General features: G+C 70.9%; 16 protein-coding genes. 7 read left to right on the forward strand and 9 right to left on the reverse strand.

All coding sequences use genetic code 11. The features are described 5' to 3' along the window. Window positions 1–32 precede the first annotated feature (32 nt). From ACWD02_RS14250 to ACWD02_RS14270, 5 genes are all read right to left on the reverse strand, one after another. Window positions 33–1,421 (reverse strand): MFS transporter, encoded by a 1,389-nt coding sequence (locus ACWD02_RS14250; RefSeq protein ID WP_451209093.1) that lies wholly within the window; start codon window positions 1,419–1,421, stop codon window positions 33–35. Between the two features lie 66 nt (window positions 1,422–1,487). After that, window positions 1,488–2,630, reverse strand: a complete 1,143-nt coding sequence (locus tag ACWD02_RS14255; RefSeq protein ID WP_451209097.1) for a M20 family metallopeptidase — start codon at window positions 2,628–2,630, stop codon at window positions 1,488–1,490. Next, on the reverse strand, window positions 2,630–3,304 hold the full coding sequence (locus ACWD02_RS14260; RefSeq protein ID WP_451209100.1) for a DUF1028 domain-containing protein: 675 nt from the start codon (window positions 3,302–3,304) through the stop codon (window positions 2,630–2,632). The genes ACWD02_RS14255 and ACWD02_RS14260 overlap by 1 nt, the downstream gene beginning before the upstream one ends. Next, window positions 3,301–3,789 (reverse strand): RidA family protein, encoded by a 489-nt coding sequence (locus ACWD02_RS14265; protein ID WP_451209102.1) that lies wholly within the window; start codon window positions 3,787–3,789, stop codon window positions 3,301–3,303. The genes ACWD02_RS14260 and ACWD02_RS14265 overlap by 4 nt, the downstream gene beginning before the upstream one ends. A 10-nt stretch (window positions 3,790–3,799) precedes the next feature. Continuing rightward, window positions 3,800–5,086: a flavin-containing monooxygenase gene (locus ACWD02_RS14270; protein ID WP_451209105.1), complete on the reverse strand. Its 1,287-nt coding sequence runs from the start codon at window positions 5,084–5,086 to the stop codon at window positions 3,800–3,802. A gap of 206 nt (window positions 5,087–5,292) precedes the next feature. Here ACWD02_RS14270 and ACWD02_RS14275 point away from each other — a divergent pair, with 206 nt between their 5' ends. Both ACWD02_RS14275 and ACWD02_RS14280 read left to right on the forward strand, forming a co-directional pair. Next, window positions 5,293–5,772 (forward strand): MarR family winged helix-turn-helix transcriptional regulator, encoded by a 480-nt coding sequence (locus ACWD02_RS14275; protein ID WP_451209107.1) that lies wholly within the window; start codon window positions 5,293–5,295, stop codon window positions 5,770–5,772. A 147-nt stretch (window positions 5,773–5,919) separates the two neighbouring features. After that, entirely contained in the window at window positions 5,920–7,521 is a 1,602-nt protein-coding gene (locus ACWD02_RS14280; protein WP_451209110.1) for an MFS transporter, read from the forward strand. 71 nt (window positions 7,522–7,592) lie between these two features. On the opposite strand, the gene ACWD02_RS14285 is transcribed toward ACWD02_RS14280, so the two are convergent. Continuing rightward, entirely contained in the window at window positions 7,593–9,473 is a 1,881-nt protein-coding gene (locus ACWD02_RS14285) for an ABC transporter ATP-binding protein (protein ID WP_451209113.1), read from the reverse strand. A 179-nt stretch (window positions 9,474–9,652) separates the two neighbouring features. Here ACWD02_RS14285 and ACWD02_RS14290 point away from each other — a divergent pair, with 179 nt between their 5' ends. Beyond that, a complete protein-coding gene (locus tag ACWD02_RS14290; protein ID WP_451209116.1) occupies window positions 9,653–11,953 on the forward strand; it encodes a glycoside hydrolase family 3 N-terminal domain-containing protein in 2,301 nt (766 codons plus the stop codon). Window positions 11,954–12,019: 66 nt separating this feature from the next. On the opposite strand, the gene ACWD02_RS14295 is transcribed toward ACWD02_RS14290, so the two are convergent. Further along, window positions 12,020–12,877, reverse strand: coding sequence for a GNAT family N-acetyltransferase (locus tag ACWD02_RS14295; RefSeq protein ID WP_451209119.1), 858 nt, complete (start codon window positions 12,875–12,877; stop codon window positions 12,020–12,022). Between the two features lie 334 nt (window positions 12,878–13,211). Between ACWD02_RS14295 and ACWD02_RS14300 the strand changes: the two genes are divergently transcribed. The 3 genes from ACWD02_RS14300 (at window position 13,212) to ACWD02_RS14310 (ending at window position 17,535) form a co-directional block, all read left to right on the forward strand. After that, complete coding sequence (locus tag ACWD02_RS14300; RefSeq protein ID WP_451209122.1) at window positions 13,212–14,600, forward strand: family 2B encapsulin nanocompartment shell protein; 1,389 nt, start codon at window positions 13,212–13,214, stop codon at window positions 14,598–14,600. Then, on the forward strand, window positions 14,587–15,909 hold the full coding sequence (locus ACWD02_RS14305; RefSeq protein WP_451209124.1) for a SufS family cysteine desulfurase: 1,323 nt from the start codon (window positions 14,587–14,589) through the stop codon (window positions 15,907–15,909). The genes ACWD02_RS14300 and ACWD02_RS14305 overlap by 14 nt, the downstream gene beginning before the upstream one ends. Before the next feature lie 90 nt (window positions 15,910–15,999). Further along, on the forward strand, window positions 16,000–17,535 hold the full coding sequence (locus tag ACWD02_RS14310; protein WP_451209127.1) for an AMP-binding protein: 1,536 nt from the start codon (window positions 16,000–16,002) through the stop codon (window positions 17,533–17,535). A 30-nt stretch (window positions 17,536–17,565) separates the two neighbouring features. On the opposite strand, the gene ACWD02_RS14315 is transcribed toward ACWD02_RS14310, so the two are convergent. Both ACWD02_RS14315 and ACWD02_RS14320 read right to left on the reverse strand, forming a co-directional pair. Further along, window positions 17,566–17,895, reverse strand: coding sequence for a Zn-ribbon domain-containing OB-fold protein (locus tag ACWD02_RS14315; RefSeq protein WP_365816256.1), 330 nt, complete (start codon window positions 17,893–17,895; stop codon window positions 17,566–17,568). A gap of 206 nt (window positions 17,896–18,101) precedes the next feature. Next, complete coding sequence (locus tag ACWD02_RS14320) at window positions 18,102–18,812, reverse strand: TetR family transcriptional regulator (protein WP_451209131.1); 711 nt, start codon at window positions 18,810–18,812, stop codon at window positions 18,102–18,104. A gap of 108 nt (window positions 18,813–18,920) precedes the next feature. Between ACWD02_RS14320 and ACWD02_RS14325 the strand changes: the two genes are divergently transcribed. Further along, a partial coding sequence (locus ACWD02_RS14325) for an electron transfer flavoprotein subunit beta/FixA family protein (protein ID WP_451209134.1) occupies window positions 18,921–19,520 on the forward strand: 600 nt, incomplete at its 3' end.

Here is a 19,520-nt window from a genome sequence, read left to right on the forward strand (position 1 = left end):
GTGTCCGCACCGACCCTATGCGGCGCCGCCTCCTAGACCCGCTCCGCGGCGGGCGCGCGGGACTTGTCGGGCGTGCGGGAGACCTCATCGGGGGAAACGTCCTCGGGGCGCAGCAGCGTGGTGCCGACGGTCTCCTTCAGGGTCAGGGCGGCGATCAGGCCGCCCACGGCGAACACCATCAGGTACGGACCCGGCACCAGGGTGCTGCCCGTCGCGGAGATGAGCACGGTCATCAGGTAGGGCACGGTCCCGGCGAACAGCGCCGCGGTGATGTTGTACGCGACGGAAAGACCGCTCTGCCGGGTGCGGGTGGGGAAGATCTCCGCCGACCACACCGCGTAGGTCCCCAGGATCGCCGCCAGGATCACGCCGAGCACGAGGCCGGCGGCCCAAGTGCCCGCGAGGCCGGTCCGCATCAGGAGGAAGGCCGGGGTGGACAGCACCAGCAGGGCCAGCGTCGCCCCGATGAACACCGGCTTGCGTCCCACCCGGTCGGAGAGCGCGCCGAACAGCGGCACGAGCACCAGACCCATCAGCGAGATGGCGGTGGACAGCAGGGCCGCGTTGTCCGCCGAGTGGCCCAGGTGGTCGGTCTCGTAGGTGACGAGGTAGGTCAGCACCGCGTAGAAGGGGACGTGCATGGCCGCCATCAGCCCCGCCGCCTGGAGCAGTTCGCGCTTGTGGGAGCGGAGCAATTCCCTGGCGGGGCTGCTGGGCACCGCGTCGTTGGCTTCGAGCGCCCGGTACTCCGGGGTGTCCTCGATCTTGCTGCGGATGACGAAGCCGATGATGCCGAGGGGCGCAGCGATCAGGAAGGGGATGCGCCAGCCCCAGGCGGTGAGCTGGCTCTCGTCGAGCGCGGTGGACAGGACGAGGAAGACGAACGAGCCGGCGAGGAAGCCGAGCAGGGAGCCGACCTCCAGCCAGCTCACGCCGAATCCGCGCCGGCGCCGTGGCGCGCTCTCGGCGAGGAAGCTGGCCGCGCTGCCGAACTCGCCGCCCGCGGCGAAGCCCTGGATCAGGCGCAGCACCACCAGGAGCACCGGAGCGGCGACGCCTATCGAGTCGTAGCCGGGAAGCAGACCGATGGTCAGGGTCGCGCCCGACATCATGAAGATGACCAGTGACAGGGTGCGCTTGCGGCCGATCCGGTCGCCCAGCGGCCCGAAGACCAGCGCGCCGATGGGCCGGATGCCGAACGAGACGGCGAACACACCGAACACGGCGAGCAGCCCGGTCGTGGCGTCCCCGGCAGGGAAGAACACGGTGGCGACCGTGCCGGCGAGATAGGCGTAGGCGGCCCAGTCGAACCAGTGCACGAACACGCCCACGGCTCCCGCTGCGACGCTCCTGCGCAGTGCGACCACGTCGGTGGCCGGTTCGGCCTCGGTCGTCGTGGCACTGCTGTCACGCGTGGACATACGCGCCTCCTTGGGGAAAAGGGGTTCCGAAGCTGGAGCTGTGCGGGTTCCGCCGATGTCGTCGCGTCAGGGCCGGGGAGGTGCGGCAGTGCTCCGGGCCACGCCGGTCCAGGCCAGCGCGACGGCACCGTCGAGCAGGGCACGCTCGGCCGGTCCGCCCACGCAGTGGGCGGCGAACTCGTGCTGGTGGTTGGTGGCGGGCAGGGAGCCGATGCCGATGTACGGGTGGATCGCCGGGACGACCTGCGAGACGTTGCCCATGTCGGTGGAGGCGCGGTTCATGCGCGCCGCCTGGCCGGGAGGTGCGAACTCCCTTCCCAGGGCGAGGGCGTTGGCCCGGTAGTGCCCAAGGGCGGTCTCGTCCGTGCGGAACTCCGCGTAGGGCTTGCTCTCCGGCTCGATCACCAGGTCGCAGCCGGTGGCGAGGGCGCCCGCCTCGAAGGCCCGCATGACGCGCGGTTCGAGCTCGGCCAGTTCGGCGAGCGTCTCGGCACGGACGTACCAGCGCCCGCTCGACCGTTCGGGGATGGCGTTCGGGGCGGCCCCGGCGTGCGTCACCACGCCGTGCACGCGTGCCGTACCCGGCAACTGCTGGCGCAGCAGACCGATGGCGACCTGGGCCACGGTGAAGGCGTCGGCCGCGTTGATCCCGGCCTCCGGGTACGCGGCGGCGTGCGCGGACTTCCCGGTGTAGAACACCTTGGAATGGCTGACGGCGAACGGGCGCGCCTCGGCGACGTCGACCGGCGCCGGGTGCACCATCATCGCGAGGTCCACGCCGGTGAAAGCTCCCCGGTCGAGCATCTCGATCTTGCCGCCGCCGCCCTCCTCGGCCGGGGTGCCGTAGACCTCCACGGTGAGCCCGGCGTCGTCGGCGACGGCGGCAAGGCCCAGGGCCGCGCCGACCGCACTCGCCGCGATGAGGTTGTGGCCACACGCGTGGCCCAGGCCCGGCAGCGCGTCGTACTCGGCGCACAGCGCGATCCGGACCGGACCGCTGCCGAACCGGGCGAGGAAGGCGGTGTCCAGGCCGAGGTAGGACGGGGTGACGTCGAATCCGGCGCGGTCGAGGAGTTCTGGTACCGCGGCGGCGGCCCGGTGTTCCTCCCAGGCGGTCTCCGGGTCGGCGTGCAGCCGCTCGGAGAGGCCGATCAGCTCCTCGGCGTGCCGGTCGACCGCGTGCCGCGCCGCCTCCTTCATCGCCCCCATCACAGGTCTCCCGGAACGCCGTACGAGGGAGAACCGGCGGGGTCGAGTCCGCGCCGCACGTAGTCGTCGCGTTGCGGCAGCCAGATGCCGAGCAGGTCGCCGAGCCGGTCCAGGGGGTCATCGGCCCAGTCCACCCGCAGGTCGGTGACCCGCCAGCCGACGTCCGCGACGACCGCCATTCCGGCGGAGTGCACCGGCCCTTCCTCGCCACCGGCCGCGACGGCGGCCTGCATAGCGGTGAGCAGCCGCTCCTCCAACTCCCCCGTGGCGGCGGCGTACGCGTCGATGAGTACGCCGGGAACGTGCTCGCCGGACAGCATGTTGCCGGCCGCGACCGCGCCGTCCGCGGTGGCCGACGCGAAGGTGCCCAGGGTGTGCGGGCCACTGAAGGCGACGCCCGGTCCTGACCGGCCGAGGACGGTCAACTGCCGGTAGGCGATGGTCTCCTGGTTCCCCGCGGCCCCGGTGACGTCCGCCAGGGCGCGTTCGGCGTCGCCGTGGTCCGCCAGGCCCTCCAGGAGGCTGGTGCCGAGCGTGGGGTCGGTGATGTTCTGCGACGTCGCCGCGCCGACGCCCGGCCGCAGATGGACGACGCGGGCGGCGACCGCCGGACTCGACGAGCTGGCCGCGATGCCGAACCGCTCGCCGTCCCGGACCACCAGAGAGAACGTCATGCCTGCTCCCCCTCGACCGGTACGGCTCCCTCAGGAAGTACGGCGACGGCATCGATCTCGCACAGCCACTCCGGCCGGGCGAGGGCGGACACCACCAGGCCGGTGGAGATCGGGTGGACGCCCTTGGTCCAGCGGCCCACCGTGCGGTACACCGCCTCGCGATAGCGCGGGTCGACCAGGTAGATGGTCAGCTTGACCAGGTGCTCCATCCGGCCGCCGGCCTCTTCGAGCAGCATCTTGATGTTCGCCATGGCCCGCTCGGCCTGCGCCTCCACGTCGCCGATGCCCACGGACTCACTGGTGTCGAGGTCCTGGCCGATCTGGCCCCGGACGTACACCGTGTCGCCCGCGACCACGGCCTGGCAAAGGTCGTTGTCGAGGTTCTGCTCGGGATAGGTGTCGCGGGTGTTGAAGGGACGGATGCGGGTGTGTCCGCCGGCGACGATCGGGGGCTTGGGCCGGGGGCCCTGGTCCGGGGAAGTCATCGTCTGCTCCTCAGGTGTTGGGGGTGGCCGACGCGGCGCCGGTCCGGTCGGCGCCGCGGTAGGCGAGGTAGCCCCGCCGGGTCGCGATGTGGTCGGCGACGTACCGGGCGTCGTGCCAGACACCCCAGATGAAGCTGGAGCCGCGGCGGGAGAGCCAGGGCAGGCCCAGGAAGTAGACGCCGGGTTCGCCGGAGACTCCGCGCCGCTGCTCCGGGCGGCCGTTCTCGTCGAAGGCGTCGACGTCCAGCCAGCCGTAGTCGGTGGCGAAGCCAGTCGCCCAGACGATCGAGGTCACGCCGGCCGCTGCCAGGTCCAGTTCCAGGCGTGGGTCGGTCACGCTCGCCGGGTCCTCCCCGAGGAGATGGGCCTGCGGCTCCTCGGGCAGGTCGAGACCGTTGCGCTCCACGTACTCGTCGGCCGCCCGGAGCAGGGCGAGGTACTTCTCGTCGCCGAGCGCGATGTTCGTGGCGAGATCGGGCGCGAAGCGCAGGACGCCGTCCTCGCAGGACGCGGTCATCCCGAGCAGCTCGACACCGTCGGCGGCCAGGGCACGGAAGTCCACGGTGTGTCCGCCGCGTGCGCCACTGACCGCGATGGTCACGTGCTCGGCGCCCTGCGGGGGCGTCTCCGCGTCCCAGAGCCCGAGCACGCCGAGCCACCAGCAGAAGTCCCGCCCGCGGTACTCACGCGGAGGGCGGTCGTGGGGGCCGACGGAGAGGAAGGTACGGCGCCCGGAGCGACGCAGCTCGTCGGCTATCTGCACCCCCGAGGAGCCGGCCCCGACCACCAGGACCGCACCTTCGGGCAGCTGCTCCGGGTTGCGGTAAGCGCTGGAGTGGATCTGAACGGGGACGGCGTCGTCCGGAACGATGGGCGGGAAGACGGGCCGCTGGAACGCCCCGGTCGCCACCACGACGAAGCGCGCGTCGATCGAGCCCTGCGACGTCTCCACCCGGAAGCCCTCTCGCCCCGTGTGCCGGCGCACGTGGGTCACCTCGACGCCGCAGCGGACCGGCGCACCGATCTTCTCGGCGTACGCGGTGAAGTACTCGGCGACCTGCTCCTTCGAGGCGAAGCCGTCGGGGTCGACGTCGGTGAACTCGAGGCCGGGGAAACGGTCGTGCCACGCGGGCCCGTTCGCCACCAGGGAGTCCCACCGCTCCGAGCGCCACCGCTCGGCTATGCGGTGCCGCTCCAGCACGACGTGCGGCACTCCGTGAGCCCCGAGGTGCTCACTGGCCGCCACGCCCGCCTGGCCGGCTCCGACGACGACAACTTCGGTTTCTTCGCTCGGCACTTCATCCTCCACTCAGACGGCAGTTCATCTCGGTGTCGCGTTGACGGTGCTGCCGTGCGAGACATCCTTGAATGCACGTGAAGCCCTGTCCAACAGATGTTTCCGTTGCAGGCGATCGCATTTTCAGATGTGGGTTTCAGAGGCGTGCGCGTGCCGCGAAGAAACATCTTTGGACATACCTATCTGTGGAGAGGTACTGTCGCGTCATGCCCGATTCCAGCGCGTCCGCCCAGGACCTCGACCGTGTGGCCTCAGCGCTCGCGGCGAGCCTGCCCGCGCTGAACCGTGCCCTCGACCGGCACGTGGGCCGCGACTTCGCGCTGCCCAAGCCTCCGGAGGCCCAGCTCGCGCTGTTGCGCCTCGTGGCGCAGGAGGAAGGCGTCACCGTACGTGAGGCCGCCGACTCCCTGTTGATGCGGCCGAACAACGTCAGCGCCCTGGTGTCCCAGCTCACCGAGCAGGGCCTCCTTGAGCGGCGGCAGGACGCGGACGACAAGCGGATCGCGCATCTGCATCTGACCCCCCGCGCCCAGCGCGAGCTGGCCGAGGTCCGGCGCCTCGAGGGTGAACACCTCGCCCGCGCCCTGCAGTTCCTCACCCAGGGCGAGCGCGATGCCCTGGGGTCGGCCGTCGGCGCGCTCGCCTCGCTGACGCGGCAACTGCACGTCGCGCCCTCGGCGGAGTAGACCCGCACGACTCACGTCACGGGGTCGGCATCGCCCTGCCCCCCGACACCGCGCACGGTTCTCCGCGGGCCCGGCAACAGCACGGCGCTGCCCGCGCGTTCCCTCGCGTTTTCTCTACGTATCTCTCAGCACAGACAAGGCACCCTCATGCCGTCCACCACCGTGGATCACTCCCCCCTGCCCGCGCACTCCCCGCCGGAAGCGGCGGCCCCCACGGGCAGGCGCGCCAACCCCTGGCTGACGCTCGTCGCCGTCGCCTTCGGTCTCTTCATGGTTCAGCTCGACGCCTCCGTCGTCGCCATCGCGAATCCGGAGATCGGCCGCGCCCTCGACGCGTCCACCGCGGACCTGCAGTGGGTGACCAACGCCTACCTGCTCGCCCTGGCCGCCTCCCTCATCCTGGGCGGCAAGCTCGGTGACCGCTTCGGTCGCCGCACGTTCTACCTCGTCGGCGTCGTCGGGTTCACGCTCGCCTCGGTCGCCATCGGCCTCTCCGGTTCCGTCGACGGTGTCATCGTCTTCCGGGCGGTGCAGGGATTCTTCGGCGGCCTGCTGATGCCCAACACCCTGGGCCTGCTGCGCACCGCGTTCCCGCCGCGCAAGTTCGGTATGGCGGTGGGCATTTGGGCCATGGTCTCGGCGGTGTCGACCGCGCTGGGGCCGATCGTGGGCGGACTGCTCCTGGAGAACGTCTCCTGGGAGTCCGTCTTCTACATCAACGCCCCCATCGGCGTGATCGCCGTGCTGGTCAGCGCCGCCGTGCTGCCGCAGAGCAAGAACGCGGGCAAGGGCGACGCGGGGCGGGAGCGCTTCGACGTCCTCGGGGTCGTGCTGCTGGCCGTCGCGTTGCTGTGCGTGGTCTTCGGCGTCGTCAAGGGAGAGACCTGGGGCTGGGCCTCCGCGGGGACCCTGGGGTCGGCCGGCGTCGGCGTACTGCTTCTGGGGGTCTTCGGCTGGTACGAGAACCGCGTCCCGCATCCGCTGCTGCCGATGCGGCTCTTCCGCAGCCGGGCGCTGACCACCGGCACGGTCATCACCGCCCTGAACTTCTTCGTCATGCTCGGCGTGATCTTCTTCGTGATGCTGTACCTGCAGAACGTGCGCGGCTTCTCGCCGGTCGAGGCCGGTGTGCGCACCCTGCCGCTCAGCCTGGCCTCCCTGGTGGCCTCCCCGCTGGGCGCCGCGCTCACCGCGCGGTTCGGACCGCGCCTGACGATGCCGCTCGGCATGCTGCTCCAGGCCGCCGCCGCCTTCGGCATGCTGACCTGGGACACCAGCTCGTCGTACGCCACGATGTGGCCGCCGTTCATCGCGCTCGGCCTCGGCGTCGGCATGGTCCTTTCCGCGTCCTCCGACGCCATCGTCGGCCAGGCCCCCGTCCAGGACGCGGGCGTGGCCGGCGGGCTGCAGGCCACCGCCCTGCAGATCGGCGGCGCGCTCGGCACCTCCGTCCTCGTCTCGCTCATCAGCAGCCGGGTCGGCTCGACGCTGACCGGTGAACTGACCGGCGCGGGCGTCCCGCACCCCATGGCGGCCGGGCTCCACAAGGCCGAGGACGCGGTGGCGATGGGCGCGGCACCGGTCTCGGCCGACATGCCCGCGCAGCTGCGGTCGGCGGTCGTGGAGGGCAGCGGCCAGGCGTTCATGAACGGCGTGCACACCGCCGTGACGGTGACCGGGGTGCTGTGTCTGCTGGGCGCCGCGGGTGCGGCGGCCGGCCTGCGGCGCACTTCTGCCGCACGGCACTAGAACCCGGGCCTGCGAAAAGGGCGCCGGACGGAGGGGCAACTTCCCTCTGTCCGGCGCCCTTGCCGCTTGTTCTACGCCGCCACCTGCACCGGCTTGACCGCGAACTGGGTGCGGTAGAGCTCCGCGTACCGGCCTTCCACCGCGAGCAGTTCCTCGTGCGTCCCGCGCTCCACGATCCGCCCGGCCTCGACGACGAGGATCTGGTCGGCGGACCGCACCGTCGAGAGCCGGTGCGCGATGACGATCGCGGTGCGGCCCTCCAGTGCCTCGGCGAGGGCTTCCTGGACCGCGGCCTCCGAGGTGTTGTCGAGGTGCGCCGTGGCCTCGTCGAGGATGACCACCCGCTGCTGGGCGAGCAGCAGCCGGGCGATCGTCATGCGCTGGCGCTCGCCGCCGGAGAGCCGGTAGCCGCGCTCGCCGACCACGGTGTCGAGGCCGTCGGGCAGGGAGCGTACGAGGTCTTCGAGGCGGGCCCTGCGCAGGACGTCCCACAGATCGTCCTCGGTGGCATCGGGCCGGGCGAGCAGCAGGTTGGCGCGGACCGACTCGTGGAAGAGGTGGCCGTCCTGCGTGACCATGCCGAGCGTCCGGCGCATCGAGGCCGCGGAGAGGTCGCGGACGTCGACTCCGCCGATGCGCACGGCCCCGCCGTCCGTGTCGTACAGGCGGGGAAGCAGTTGCGCGATGGTCGACTTGCCCGCGCCGGACGATCCGACGAGCGCGACGGTCTGACCCGGCTCGGCGCGGAAGGAGAGGCCGTGCAGGACTTCCTCGCCGCCCCGGGTGTCGAGGGACGCGACCTCTTCGAGGGAGGCCAGGGAGACCTTGTCGGCGGACGGGTAGCCGAAGCGGACGTCGTCGAACTCCACCGCCACCGGGCCGGCGGGCACCTCGCGGGCGTCCGGCTTCTCGTCGATCAGCGGCTTGAGGTCCAGTACCTCGAAGACCCGCTCGAAGCTGACGAGCGCGCTCATGACCTCGACCCGCGCTCCCGCCAGGGAGGTCAGCGGCGCGTAGAGGCGGGTCAGGAGCAGGGCCAGGGAGACGATCGCGCCCGCCTCCAGGGTGCCGTTCAGGGCGAAGTAGCCGCCGAGGCCGTAGACGAGGGCCAGCGCGAGGGCGGAGACCAGGGTGAGCGCGGTGATGAAGGTGGACTGTGCCATGGCCGTGCGGACACCGATGTCCCGCACCCGCCGGGCCCGCGTGGCGAACTCCTCCGACTCGGCGCCGGGCCGCCCGAAGAGCTTGATGAGGGTGGCGCCCGGGGCGGAGAAGCGCTCGGTCATGCGCGTGCCCATGGCCGCGTTGTGGTGCGCGGCCTCGCGCTGGAGCTTGGCCATCCGGGAGCCCATGCGGCGGGCGGGCACGATGAAGACGGGGAGCAGGACGAGCGCGAGCAGCGTGATCTGCCAGGAGAGCTTCAGCATGACGGCCAGGGTCAGGAGCAGCGTGACCACGTTGCCGACGACTCCGGAGAGCGTGTTGCTGAACGCGCGCTGGGCGCCGATCACGTCGTTGTTCAGGCGGCTGACCAGGGCGCCGGTGCGGGTGCGGGTGAAGAAGGCGACCGGCATGCGCTGTACGTGGTCGAAGACGGCCGTCCGCAGGTCGAGGATCAGCCCCTCCCCCAGGTTCGCCGACAGCCAGCGGCCGAGCAGTCCGAAAGCGGCCTCGGCGACGGCGATGGCGGCGATGAGCAGTGCGTACCGGACGACCAGCGAGGAGTCGCCGTCCTTGACGATCACGTCCACGACACTGCCCGCGAGGACGGGGGTCGCCACCGCGAGCAGCGCGGTGATGATGCTCAGGAGGACGAAGTAGACGATGCGGCGCTTGTGCGGACGGGAGAAGGTCCCGATGCGGCGCAGGGTGGCGCGGGCGAAGGGACGGCGGTCCTGCTCGGCGTGCATGACGCTCTGCAGCTGGGTCCAGGCTGTCGTTTCCATGCTCATGAGAAGAACGTAGAACCTCAAGTTTCCTTGAGGTCAAGCGTTGGGAGCGAGACACCCGAACGAGACCCCGCGCGTCACGGCCGCCTCCCTTGACCCGCGTGTAACAGGAACGTACTTTCGCTTCAACTCTTGTGGCCATCACAGAGGTTGTCGACTTCCTGATGCGAGAAGGCGAACACATGCGAGAGCTACGAAGGCGTACTCTGCTGTCCGCGATCGGCGGCACGGCCGTCGCGGGGGGCGGCTTCACCGCCGCCGGCACCGGGATCGCCCAGGCCGCGCCACGACGACCGAGGCCCACGAGCACAACCGGCCCTCTCGACCCGAAGATCACCAAGCTGCTCGACCGTATGACTGTCGAAGAGAAGCTGGGTCAGCTGCAGCAGCTCCCCTGGTCGGTCAGCACGGGCCCCGGGGGCAGCGAGACCAAGGACGTCGAGGACGCCGCGCGCGCCGGACGGCTCGGTTCGGTCCTGAACATCTTCGGCGCCAAGAGCAGCAACGCCTTGCAGCGCATCGCGGTGGAGGAGTCCCGGCTCGGCATTCCGCTGCTCTTCGGCCTCGACGTCATCCATGGCCTGTGGACCACGTTCCCGATCCCCCTCGCCCAGGCGTCGAGCTTCGACCCGGAGGTCGCGAGGCGGGACGCCGAGGTGTCGGCGAAGGAGTCCCGCTCGAACGGCGTGCACTGGACGTTCTCGCCGATGATGGACGTCACGCACGAGCCGCGCTGGGGCCGGATCGCCGAGGGCTGCGGCGAGGACCCGTATCTCACGACGGCGTTCGCGGTGGCCAAGGTCGAGGGCTACCAGGGCGAGAGGGGTTCAGGACTCGACGCCAAGGACCGCGTCGCCGCCTGCGCCAAGCACTTCGTCGCGTACGGCGGCGCCGAGGGCGGCCGGGACTACAACACGGTCGACGTGTCGGAGTCGCGCCTTCGCAACCACTATCTGCCGCCGTTCAAGGCCGCGTTGGACGCGGGCGTGGCCACGGTGATGGCCTCCTTCAACACCATCAGCGGCGTACCGGCCCACGGCAACTCCCACACGCTCACCGACGTGCTGAGCAAGGAGTGGGGCTTCGACGGCTTCGTCGTCAGCGACTGGAACGGCGTCGACGAACTCGTCGCGCACGGCTTCGCCGAGGACGGCGCCGACGCGGCACGCCTCGCGCTGAACGCCGGCGTCGACATGGAGATGGCCAGCACGGACCTGGCCAAGCATGGCAAGAAGCTGCTGCGGAGCGGAAGGATCAGCGAGCGGCGCCTCGACGAAGCGGTCTCGCGCATCCTGCGCCTGAAGTTCGCGCTCGGGCTCTTCGACCATCCGTACGTCGACGAGGGCGCCGCCATCGACAAGCCGTCCGCCGAGGCCCGCCGGGCGGCCCGCGAGACCGCCGCCCGCTCGATGGTGCTCCTGAAGAACGAGGGCAAGGCGCTCCCGCTCAAGAAGACCACCGGGTCGATCGCGGTCGTCGGCCCGTTCGGCGACTCCGACGACCTGCTCGGCACGTGGACGTTCCCCGGCGCGGCGAAGAGCTTCCCCTCGGGAAAGATCCTCGCCGCGGTGAAGGCCGCCGTTCCGCGGGCGAAGGTGACGTACGCGAAGGGCGTGGACCCAGCGGGCGAGGACACCGGAGGCATCCCGGCGGCGGTCTCGGCGGCCAAGAAGGCGGACGTCACCGTCGTCGTGGTCGGCGAGCCGCCGGCGATGAGCGGCGAGGCCGCCGCACGCGGCGACATCAGCCTGCCGGGCGGGCAGGAGAAGCTGATCGAGGCGATCGCCGGGACGGGCAAGCCGTTCGTGGTGGTCCTGGTCAACGGCCGGCCGCTGACCGTCGGCGGCTGGCTGAAGTCGGCACCGGCCGTCCTCGAGGCCTGGCACCCCGGACTTGAGGCGGGCAACGCCATCGCTGACGTGCTGTTCGGCGAGGTCGATCCGGGCGGCAAGCTGCCCGTGTCGTTCCCGCGGACGGTCGGCCAGATTCCCGTGCACTACAACCACGAGTCGACGGGCCGCCCGTACAACGCGGACAACAAGTACACGTCCAAGTACCTCGACCTGCCCCCGGGCCCGCAGTTCGCCTTCGGGCACGGGCTCTCCTACACGTCCTTCGAGCTCGGCGAGCCGAAGCTGAGCCGCGACCGGGTGTCGGCGCGGGCGCTGCGCGAGGGCGACACCCTGGAGGTCTCGGTCGGCGTGCGCAACACGGGCGACCGCACGGGCGACGAGGTCGTCCAGCTGTACGTCCACGACATCGCGGCGAGCATCGCGCAGCCGGTGCGCAAGCTGCGCGGCTTTCGCCGGGTGACACTGAAGGCGGGCCGGTCGACGACCGTCCGCTTCCGCCTCCGCGCCGAGGACCTCGGGTTCTGGACGAACGCGCGGGACGGCGAGTTCCGTGTCGAGGAGGGGGCGGTGGACCTCTACGTCGGCAACAGCTCGGAGGCCACGGCGAAGAAGAGGCTGACGATCACGTAACCACCGCGGAGAAGCGCCGGGCCCCTGGCGGGCCCGGCTCCTCGCGGATCAGCCGGATCAGCCGGATCAGCCGAGTTCGAGCGTGGTCACGCCGAAGACCCGCTCCCCTGCCATCTCCCGCACCGGGCCGGTGTACATACGGGCGGTCGGGAACGTGGGCTTCATGCCGCGGGCCTCGGCGAGGGCGACGGCGTGCGGCTGGGTCTCGGGGACGTCGATGACGACAGGAGTGTCGTCCGCCTCCGCCGTCAGCGCGTCGAAGAGTTCCTCCGCGTCGGCGCGCGTGTCCGCGAACAGGGGTCCGATGCGCAGGGCGCCGTGGGCCGGGCGGAGCACGCCGTATCCGGTGATGGTGCCGTCGACGATCCGGGCGAGGGCGCGGTGCCCGGGAGCCGTCAGCCAGGACTCCAGGAAGCTCGGGCGGTCCGCGGGGTAACTCGCGGCGTCGTACGCGGTGATGGCGCGCAGACCCGCCGCCTCGACCGGCAGGACCCGTGCGGGACGCGGGCCGCCGCCGGGCAGGGAGCCCACGTACCGGATGGTGTGGTGGGCGAGCTCGAAGCCCGAACGGCGGTAGTTGTCCTGCTGGGCGACCACGCCGTCGAGGCCGACGGTGCGCTTGCCCGCGTGGGCGATGGCCGTGCGCCAGGTGGCGAGGCCGTGGCCGCGTCCTCGCTGGTCCGGGCGTACGAGGTAGAAACCCAGGAAGGCGTACACCTCGTCGTAGTTCACGACCGAGATCGCGGAGACCGGCTCGCCGTCGATGCGGCCGATGAAGAAACCGTCGGGGTCCTGCGCGAAGAAGGAAGGGCCGTCCCGCAGGCCCGGATTCCAGCCCTCGTCCGCCGCCCACCCGCTGACGACCTGCCAGTCGTCGAGCGTCGCCCGCGAGACGGTGAGCCGCCCAGGGACCGAATCTGTCATCGCTGCACCCTTCGTGAAACGGAGGGGACTACCCCTCGCACCGGAACCATCCTTCCCGACTCCTCACGCCGATACCCGAGTCATAAGCGCTCCTTTCAGGGGTGCTTGGGTCCGGTATCGGGATGATTCGAGCCCAATATCCGCTGCGGAGGGACTCCCCGGCGGAGCCCTGGGAGGCTGGTCAGGGGCCGCGAGACCAACTGTCCGGTCATTTCTGGCCTTTTCCCAACTAGCACTCATAAATGACCCCTTGCGGTCATGGAACACCCCGAAGACGATCGGCGTCGCATGCCATCGCGGCAGCCGCGAAAGACCGTTCTTCCAGGAGGTTCCAGTGAACGACCGGCTCGCACTCGGTCCGGATGCCGCACGGCAACTGGCGACGACGACCAAGACCACTCCCCAGATGCGCGGCATCACCCCGCGCTATCTCCTGCGCGCCCTGCCCTGGGTGGACGTCGAGTCGGGCACCTACCGGGTTAACCGCCGCAGGACGTTCGTGCTCGGCGACGACCGCGTCACCACGTACGAGGAGAGCGGCTCGCAGCGTGTCGTGCCCGGCGACTTACGCGAGGTCCCCTATCTGCGTGACGCCGACGACGCGCTGCTCGCGGAGCTGGCGGGCGCCTTCACCGAGGTCCCCTTCGAGGCCGGGCAGGTACTCGCCCAGGAGGGCGACCCCGCCGACCGGCTGTGGGTGGTCGTGCACGGCAGGGCCGAGAAGCGGATGACCGGACGCTACGGCGAGGACGCGCTGCTCGAGGTCATCGGCGACGGCCAGTTCTTCGACCTCGGCGCGTGGACCAGGACCCAGCCGATGCCGTACCGCGTCAAGGCGCTCACCCCGGGCCTCGCGCTCTGCGCGGACCGCGGCGCACTGGCGCGGCTCGCCGACCGGGACGAGGCGCTGGGCGGCGCGATCACCGCGTATTGCGACGGGGACACCATGACGCCCGGCGCCGAGGTGCCGGTGGATCTGACCGCCGGGCATGTCGGGGAGCCGGATCTGCCGGGGACGTTCGTCGACTACGAGGACGCGCCCCGCGAGTACCACATGACGCTGGCGCAGACGGTGCTCCGCGTGCACACCCGGGTCGCCGACCTCTACAACGGGCCCATCGACCAGACCCGCGCGCAGTCCAACCTGACCGTCGCGGCGCTGCGGGAGCGGCAGGAGGCCTCGCTCCTGAACCACCCGGAGCACGGCCTGTTCCACAACGTCTCCGCCGGCCAGCGGGTCCAGGCACGCACCGGCGCCCCGACGCCCGACGACCTGGACGAACTCCTGACGCGGGTCTGGAAGCAACCCGGCTTCTTCCTCGCCCACCCCAGGGCCATCGCCGCCTTCGGCCGGGAGTGCACGCGGCGCGGCGTGCCCCCGGTGACGGACAACCGTTACGGCAGCCCGCTCCTGACCTGGCGTGGCGTTCCGCTGCTCCCCTCGGACAAGGTGCGCTTCTCGGGCGGCCTGGGCACCGGCCTCGGCACCACCGAGATCCTGCTGATGCGCACGGGCGAGGCCGAGCAGGGCGTGGTAGGGCTGCGGCCTTCGGGCGTCCCCGACGAGGTCGAACCGGGCCTGTCCATGCGGAACATGGGCGTCGACCAGAAGGGCATCACGTCGTACCTGATGACGGCGTACTTCAACACCGCGGTCCTGGTCGAGGACGCCATCGCCGTCCTGCAGAACGTCGAGGTGTCCAACTACCATGACTATTCCTGACGTCACGACACTCGGGGCGGGCGTCCCGGGGCTCCGGGGCGTGACCCCGGCAGCCACGGCCCCCGCTCCGAGCGCCCTCCCGCAGCTGCAACCCCCGGGGTTCTCGCCCGAGTCGGCCCGCCAGGACATCCCGATCCTGCACCGCACCGTCAACGGCCACCCCCTGGTCTGGCTCGACAACGGCGCCACCACGCAGAAACCGCGCCAGGTCATCGAGGCGCTCGGCGCCTTCTACGGCACCGCGAACTCCAACATCCACCGCGGCGCGCACACCATGGCGCGCGAAGCGACCCAGATGTACGAGGCGGGGCGGGCCGCGGTCGCCGGGTTCCTCGGGGCGGGGTCGCCGGACGACATCGTCTTCGTGCGCGGCACGACCGAGGCGATCAACCTGGTGGCCCAGAGCTGGGGGCGGGCCAACCTCGGGCCCGGGGACGACATTCTGGTGGCCGTCCTCGAACACCACTCCGACATCGTGCCGTGGCAGTTGATCGCGAAGGAGACCAGGGCCCGGGTCGTCCCGATCCCCCTGACCCCCGAGGGCGCGATCGACCAGGACGCCTACGCGGACCTCCTCTCGTCCCGCACCCAGCTCGTCGCCGTCAGCCACGCGTCGAACGTCCTCGGCACCGTCCCGCCCGTGAAGGAGATGACCGCCCTCGCACACCGCTACGGCGCCAGGGTCCTGGTGGACGGGGCACAGGCCGTCGCGCACTTCCCGGTCGACGTGCGGGATCTGGACGCCGACTTCTACGCCTTCTCGGGGCACAAGCTCTTCGCCCCGACCGGCATCGGCGCGCTCTACGCCAAACCGGAGGTCCTGCACGGCATGCGGCCGTGGCAGGGCGGCGGCAACATGATCGAGTCGGTCGACTTCACGCGGACCACGTTCGCGCCGGTCCCGCATCTCCTGGAAGCCGGCACGGGCCACATCTCGGGCGTGGTCGGCCTCCTCGCCGCGCTGAACTGGTTCACGTCCTTCGACCGGGACGCCGTGGCCGCGTACGAGAGCGCGCTCATGACGTACGCGCAACAGGCCCTTGCCACGGTGCCCGGCCTGGAGGTCCTCGGTTCGGCGCCCGAGCGGATCGCGGTCCTCACCTTCACCCTCGCGGGCCACGACCCGGCGGGCATCGCGGACTGGCTCGACCGCGACGGGATCGCCGTCCGCGCGGGCCACCACTGCGCCCAGCCCGCGCTCGCCCACTACGGCCTGGAGTCGGCCGCCCGCGCCTCGCTCGCCCTCTACAACACGTCCGAGGAGGTGGACCAGCTGGTGGCATCCTTGCGGCGGCTTCAAGCGGCCTAGGTTCAGAAGGGACCTGGCGTCGGGGGCCCGGTTTCCGCCGGGGCGTGGTCGGATAGGCGGCGTACATCGACTGAGCTTCTGGAGGCCAGGATGTTCGTCCCGTTCGGGGCCCTTGATTTTCTGGACCGCGCCACGGCCGTCTACGGGGACCGGGTCGGCATCGTCGACGAACCCGATCAGCCGGCCGAGCCCTGGGAAGGGCTCACCTATCGGCGCGTGGGTGAGCTGGCGCGGGCCCAGGCCGCCGGGCTCGACGCGCTCGGGGTGCCGCACGGCGCACGGGTGGCGGTGGTCTCGCCCAACAGCGCCCGGCTGCTGACGTCGTTCTTCGGCGTCAGCGGCCACGGCCGGGTCCTCGTGCCGGTCAACTTCCGCCTGTCGGCCGAAGAAGTGGGCTACATCGTCGGCCGGTCGGGCGCGAGCGTCCTGCTGGTCGACCCCGAACTCGAGGACCGTCTCTCGGGGGTGACCTGCAAGCACCGCTACACGCTGGGGGCGGACGCCGACAAACAGCTGTACCGCTTCGACACCGAACCCGAGCCCTGGCAGCACGACGAGAACGCCACCGCGACCATCAACTTCACCAGCGGAACGACCGCGCGCCCCAAGGGCGTTCAGATCACGCACCGCAACATCTGGGTGAACGCCCTGACGTTCGCGCTGCACGCCGGGGTCACCGACCGGGACGTCTACCTGCACACCCTGCCGATGTTCCACGCGAACGGCTGGGGCATGCCGTTCGCGATGTCCGGCATGGGCGCGCGCCAGATCGTGCTGCGCAAGGTGGACGGCGCGGAGATCCTGCGCCGGGTGGCCGAGCACGGCGTCACGGTGATGTGCGCGGCGCCCGCCGTGGTCAACGCGGTCCTTGCGGCGGCGCGGACGTGGGAGGGGGAGATCCCGGGGCGGGACCGGGTGCGCATCATCGTCGCGGGGGCGCCGCCGCCCACCAAGACCGTCGAGCAGGTCGAATCGGAGCTCGGCTGGGAGTTCATCCAGATCTACGGCCTCACCGAGACCTCACCCCTGCTCACCATCAACCGCACCCGCGCCGAATGGGACGGCCTCACCCCGCCGCAGCGCGCGGAGAAACTGGTCCAGGCCGGGGCCCCCGCACTGGGCGTCACGCTGCGCACGTCGGAGGAGGGCGAGGTCCTCGCCCGCTCGAACGTGATCCTGGAGGGCTACTGGGAGCAGCCGCAGGAAACCGCGCAGGCTCTGGAGGGCGGCTGGTTCCACACGGGCGACGGCGGGTCGATCGGCGCGGACGGCCATCTGACGATCAGCGACCGCAAGAAGGACGTCATCATCACCGGCGGCGAGAACGTCTCCTCGATCGAGGTGGAGGACGTCCTGTTCAGCCACCCCGCGGTCGCCGAGGTGGCCGTCATCGGGGTGCCCGACGACAAGTGGGGCGAGACCATCAAGGCCCTGGTCGTCCTCGCACCCGGCACACAGGCCACCGAGGAGGAGCTCATCCGGCACTGCAAGGAGCACCTCGCCGGGTTCAAGGCGCCGACCTCGGTGGAGTTCCGCGGCGAACTGGCCCGCACGGCCACCGGGAAACTCCAGAAGTACAAGCTGCGCGGGCCCTATTGGGAGGGTCACGAGCGCGGCGTCAACTGATCCTCGGCACTCCGGCTGTGCGGTGCGGCACTACCAGTCGGCGCTCGCGTTCGTCTCGCAGAGCTCGAAGACGGCCTCCCCGGTTTCCGGATCGGACCCGGCCACGGGCCGCACGCGCGCGCCGACCCACACGAGATGCGGCGAGGCGCCGACCACACGGCAGCGGAACACGAACCCCTCGGGGAAGCGGACGAGGGACTCGTTGCGTGCGGTGCCGGTGTAGCGGTTGACCACGCTGGACTGGACGACGACGCCTTCGCCGTCGCTCCGCTCGGACTCCAGATCACTGGACGCGCACACCGGACACAGCATGCGCCGGAAGGACGCGGTGCCGCACCACCGGCAGCGCTGGTAGATCATGCCGGTTCGCTCGTGCTCTGTCGGCGCGATGCTCAATTCCTGCTGGGACACGTCTCGACCCCCTGCATTGACCTGCACTCGGCTCGGATGCGCCGCGCTCGGCGTCGACGCATCCGCACCATATGGCACTGAGTGCCAATCGGTAAAGGTACTGAGTGCTACTCGCTTGTTCCGCCGCCGGCCGGAGCTCAGTCCTGACCGACGGATCAGTCCTGGCCGAGGGCCGACTCGACGCGCTGGACCACCCGCCACATGGGGGCACGCTTGGAGACCACCATGACGACGACCTCGTCACCGGCGCCGTCCGCCGCCTCGTCCCCGCCGGTGGCGCCGCTCCCCCACCCGTCCCGCACGAGTTCGAGCGCGTGGTCCACCGCCGCCTCGGCGTCACCGTCGCCGCCCGAACGCAGCCAGGAGCGCAGGGCGTTGTTGTGCGCGGCGACCACGGCGGCGGCGATCACCTCGGCGCGCAGGGAGCCGTCCTCGGCGTCGGCGTAGCGGCGGCGGAGATAGCCGGCCATGGTGCGTTCGTAGCGGCGCACCACGGAGAGTTCGTACGTACGAAGACCGGGGACCTCTTGCGTGAGGCGGTAGCGCTGCACGGAGAACTCGGGGTTCGTGGCGTACATCCGCAGCACGATCCGGGCCGCGTCGCACACGGCGTCCACCGGGTCGGCGCCGTCGGCCGCCTCGAGGAAGGCCGTCATGTCGGCCAGGCAGCTCTCGTGGTCGGGAAAGACGGCGTCCTCTTTGGACGGGAAGTACCGGAAGAAGGAGCGGCGCCCGACCCCGGCCCGCGCCACGATGTCGTCCACCGTGGTCTGCTCGAAGCCCCGCTCCAGGAACAACTGGAACGCCGCCTTGGCGAGCACCTCCCGCATGGGGGCCTTCTTCGCTGGTCCGCGCGCCTCAGTCATGCGGGGAACGTAGCATCGTGAGGGCCTGTCTGGCACTACGTACCTTTACAGGGGGTACTGAGTGCCATACCGTCGTCATAACGAACCACACCAGGTAGGAGAGCCGGCGTGAGCTTGAGGATCGTTGTCACCGTGAAGTACGTGCCTGACGCCACCGGCGACCGGCACTTCGCCGATGACCTGACCGTCGACCGTGATGACGTGGACGGCCTGCTGTCGGAGCTGGATGAGTACGCGGTCGAGCAGGCGTTGCAGATCGCGGACGAGGCGGACGAGGCGGAGATCACCGTGCTGACGGTGGGTCCCGAGGACGCCAAGGACGCGCTGCGCAAGGCGTTGTCGATGGGCGCGGACAAGGCGATCCACGTCGAGGACGACGATCTGCACGGCACGGACATCATCGGCACGTCGCTGGTGCTGGCGAAGGCGATCGAGAAGGCCGGCTACGACCTGGTGATCTCCGGTATGGCGTCGACCGACGGCACCGCGGGTGTGGTGCCGGCGCTGCTGGCCGAGCGTCTGGGGGTCCCGCAGGTGACGCTGCTGTCCGAGGTCTCCGTCCAGGACGGTGTGGTCAAGGGCCGCCGTGATGGTGATGCCGCCTCCGAGCAGTTGGAGGCGTCGCTGCCGGCCGTGGTGTCGGTCACCGACCAGTCGGGCGAGGCGCGTTACCCCTCCTTCAAGGGCATCATGGCCGCCAAGAAGAAG

Source organism: Streptomyces sp. NPDC002853 (genome assembly GCF_053591915.1).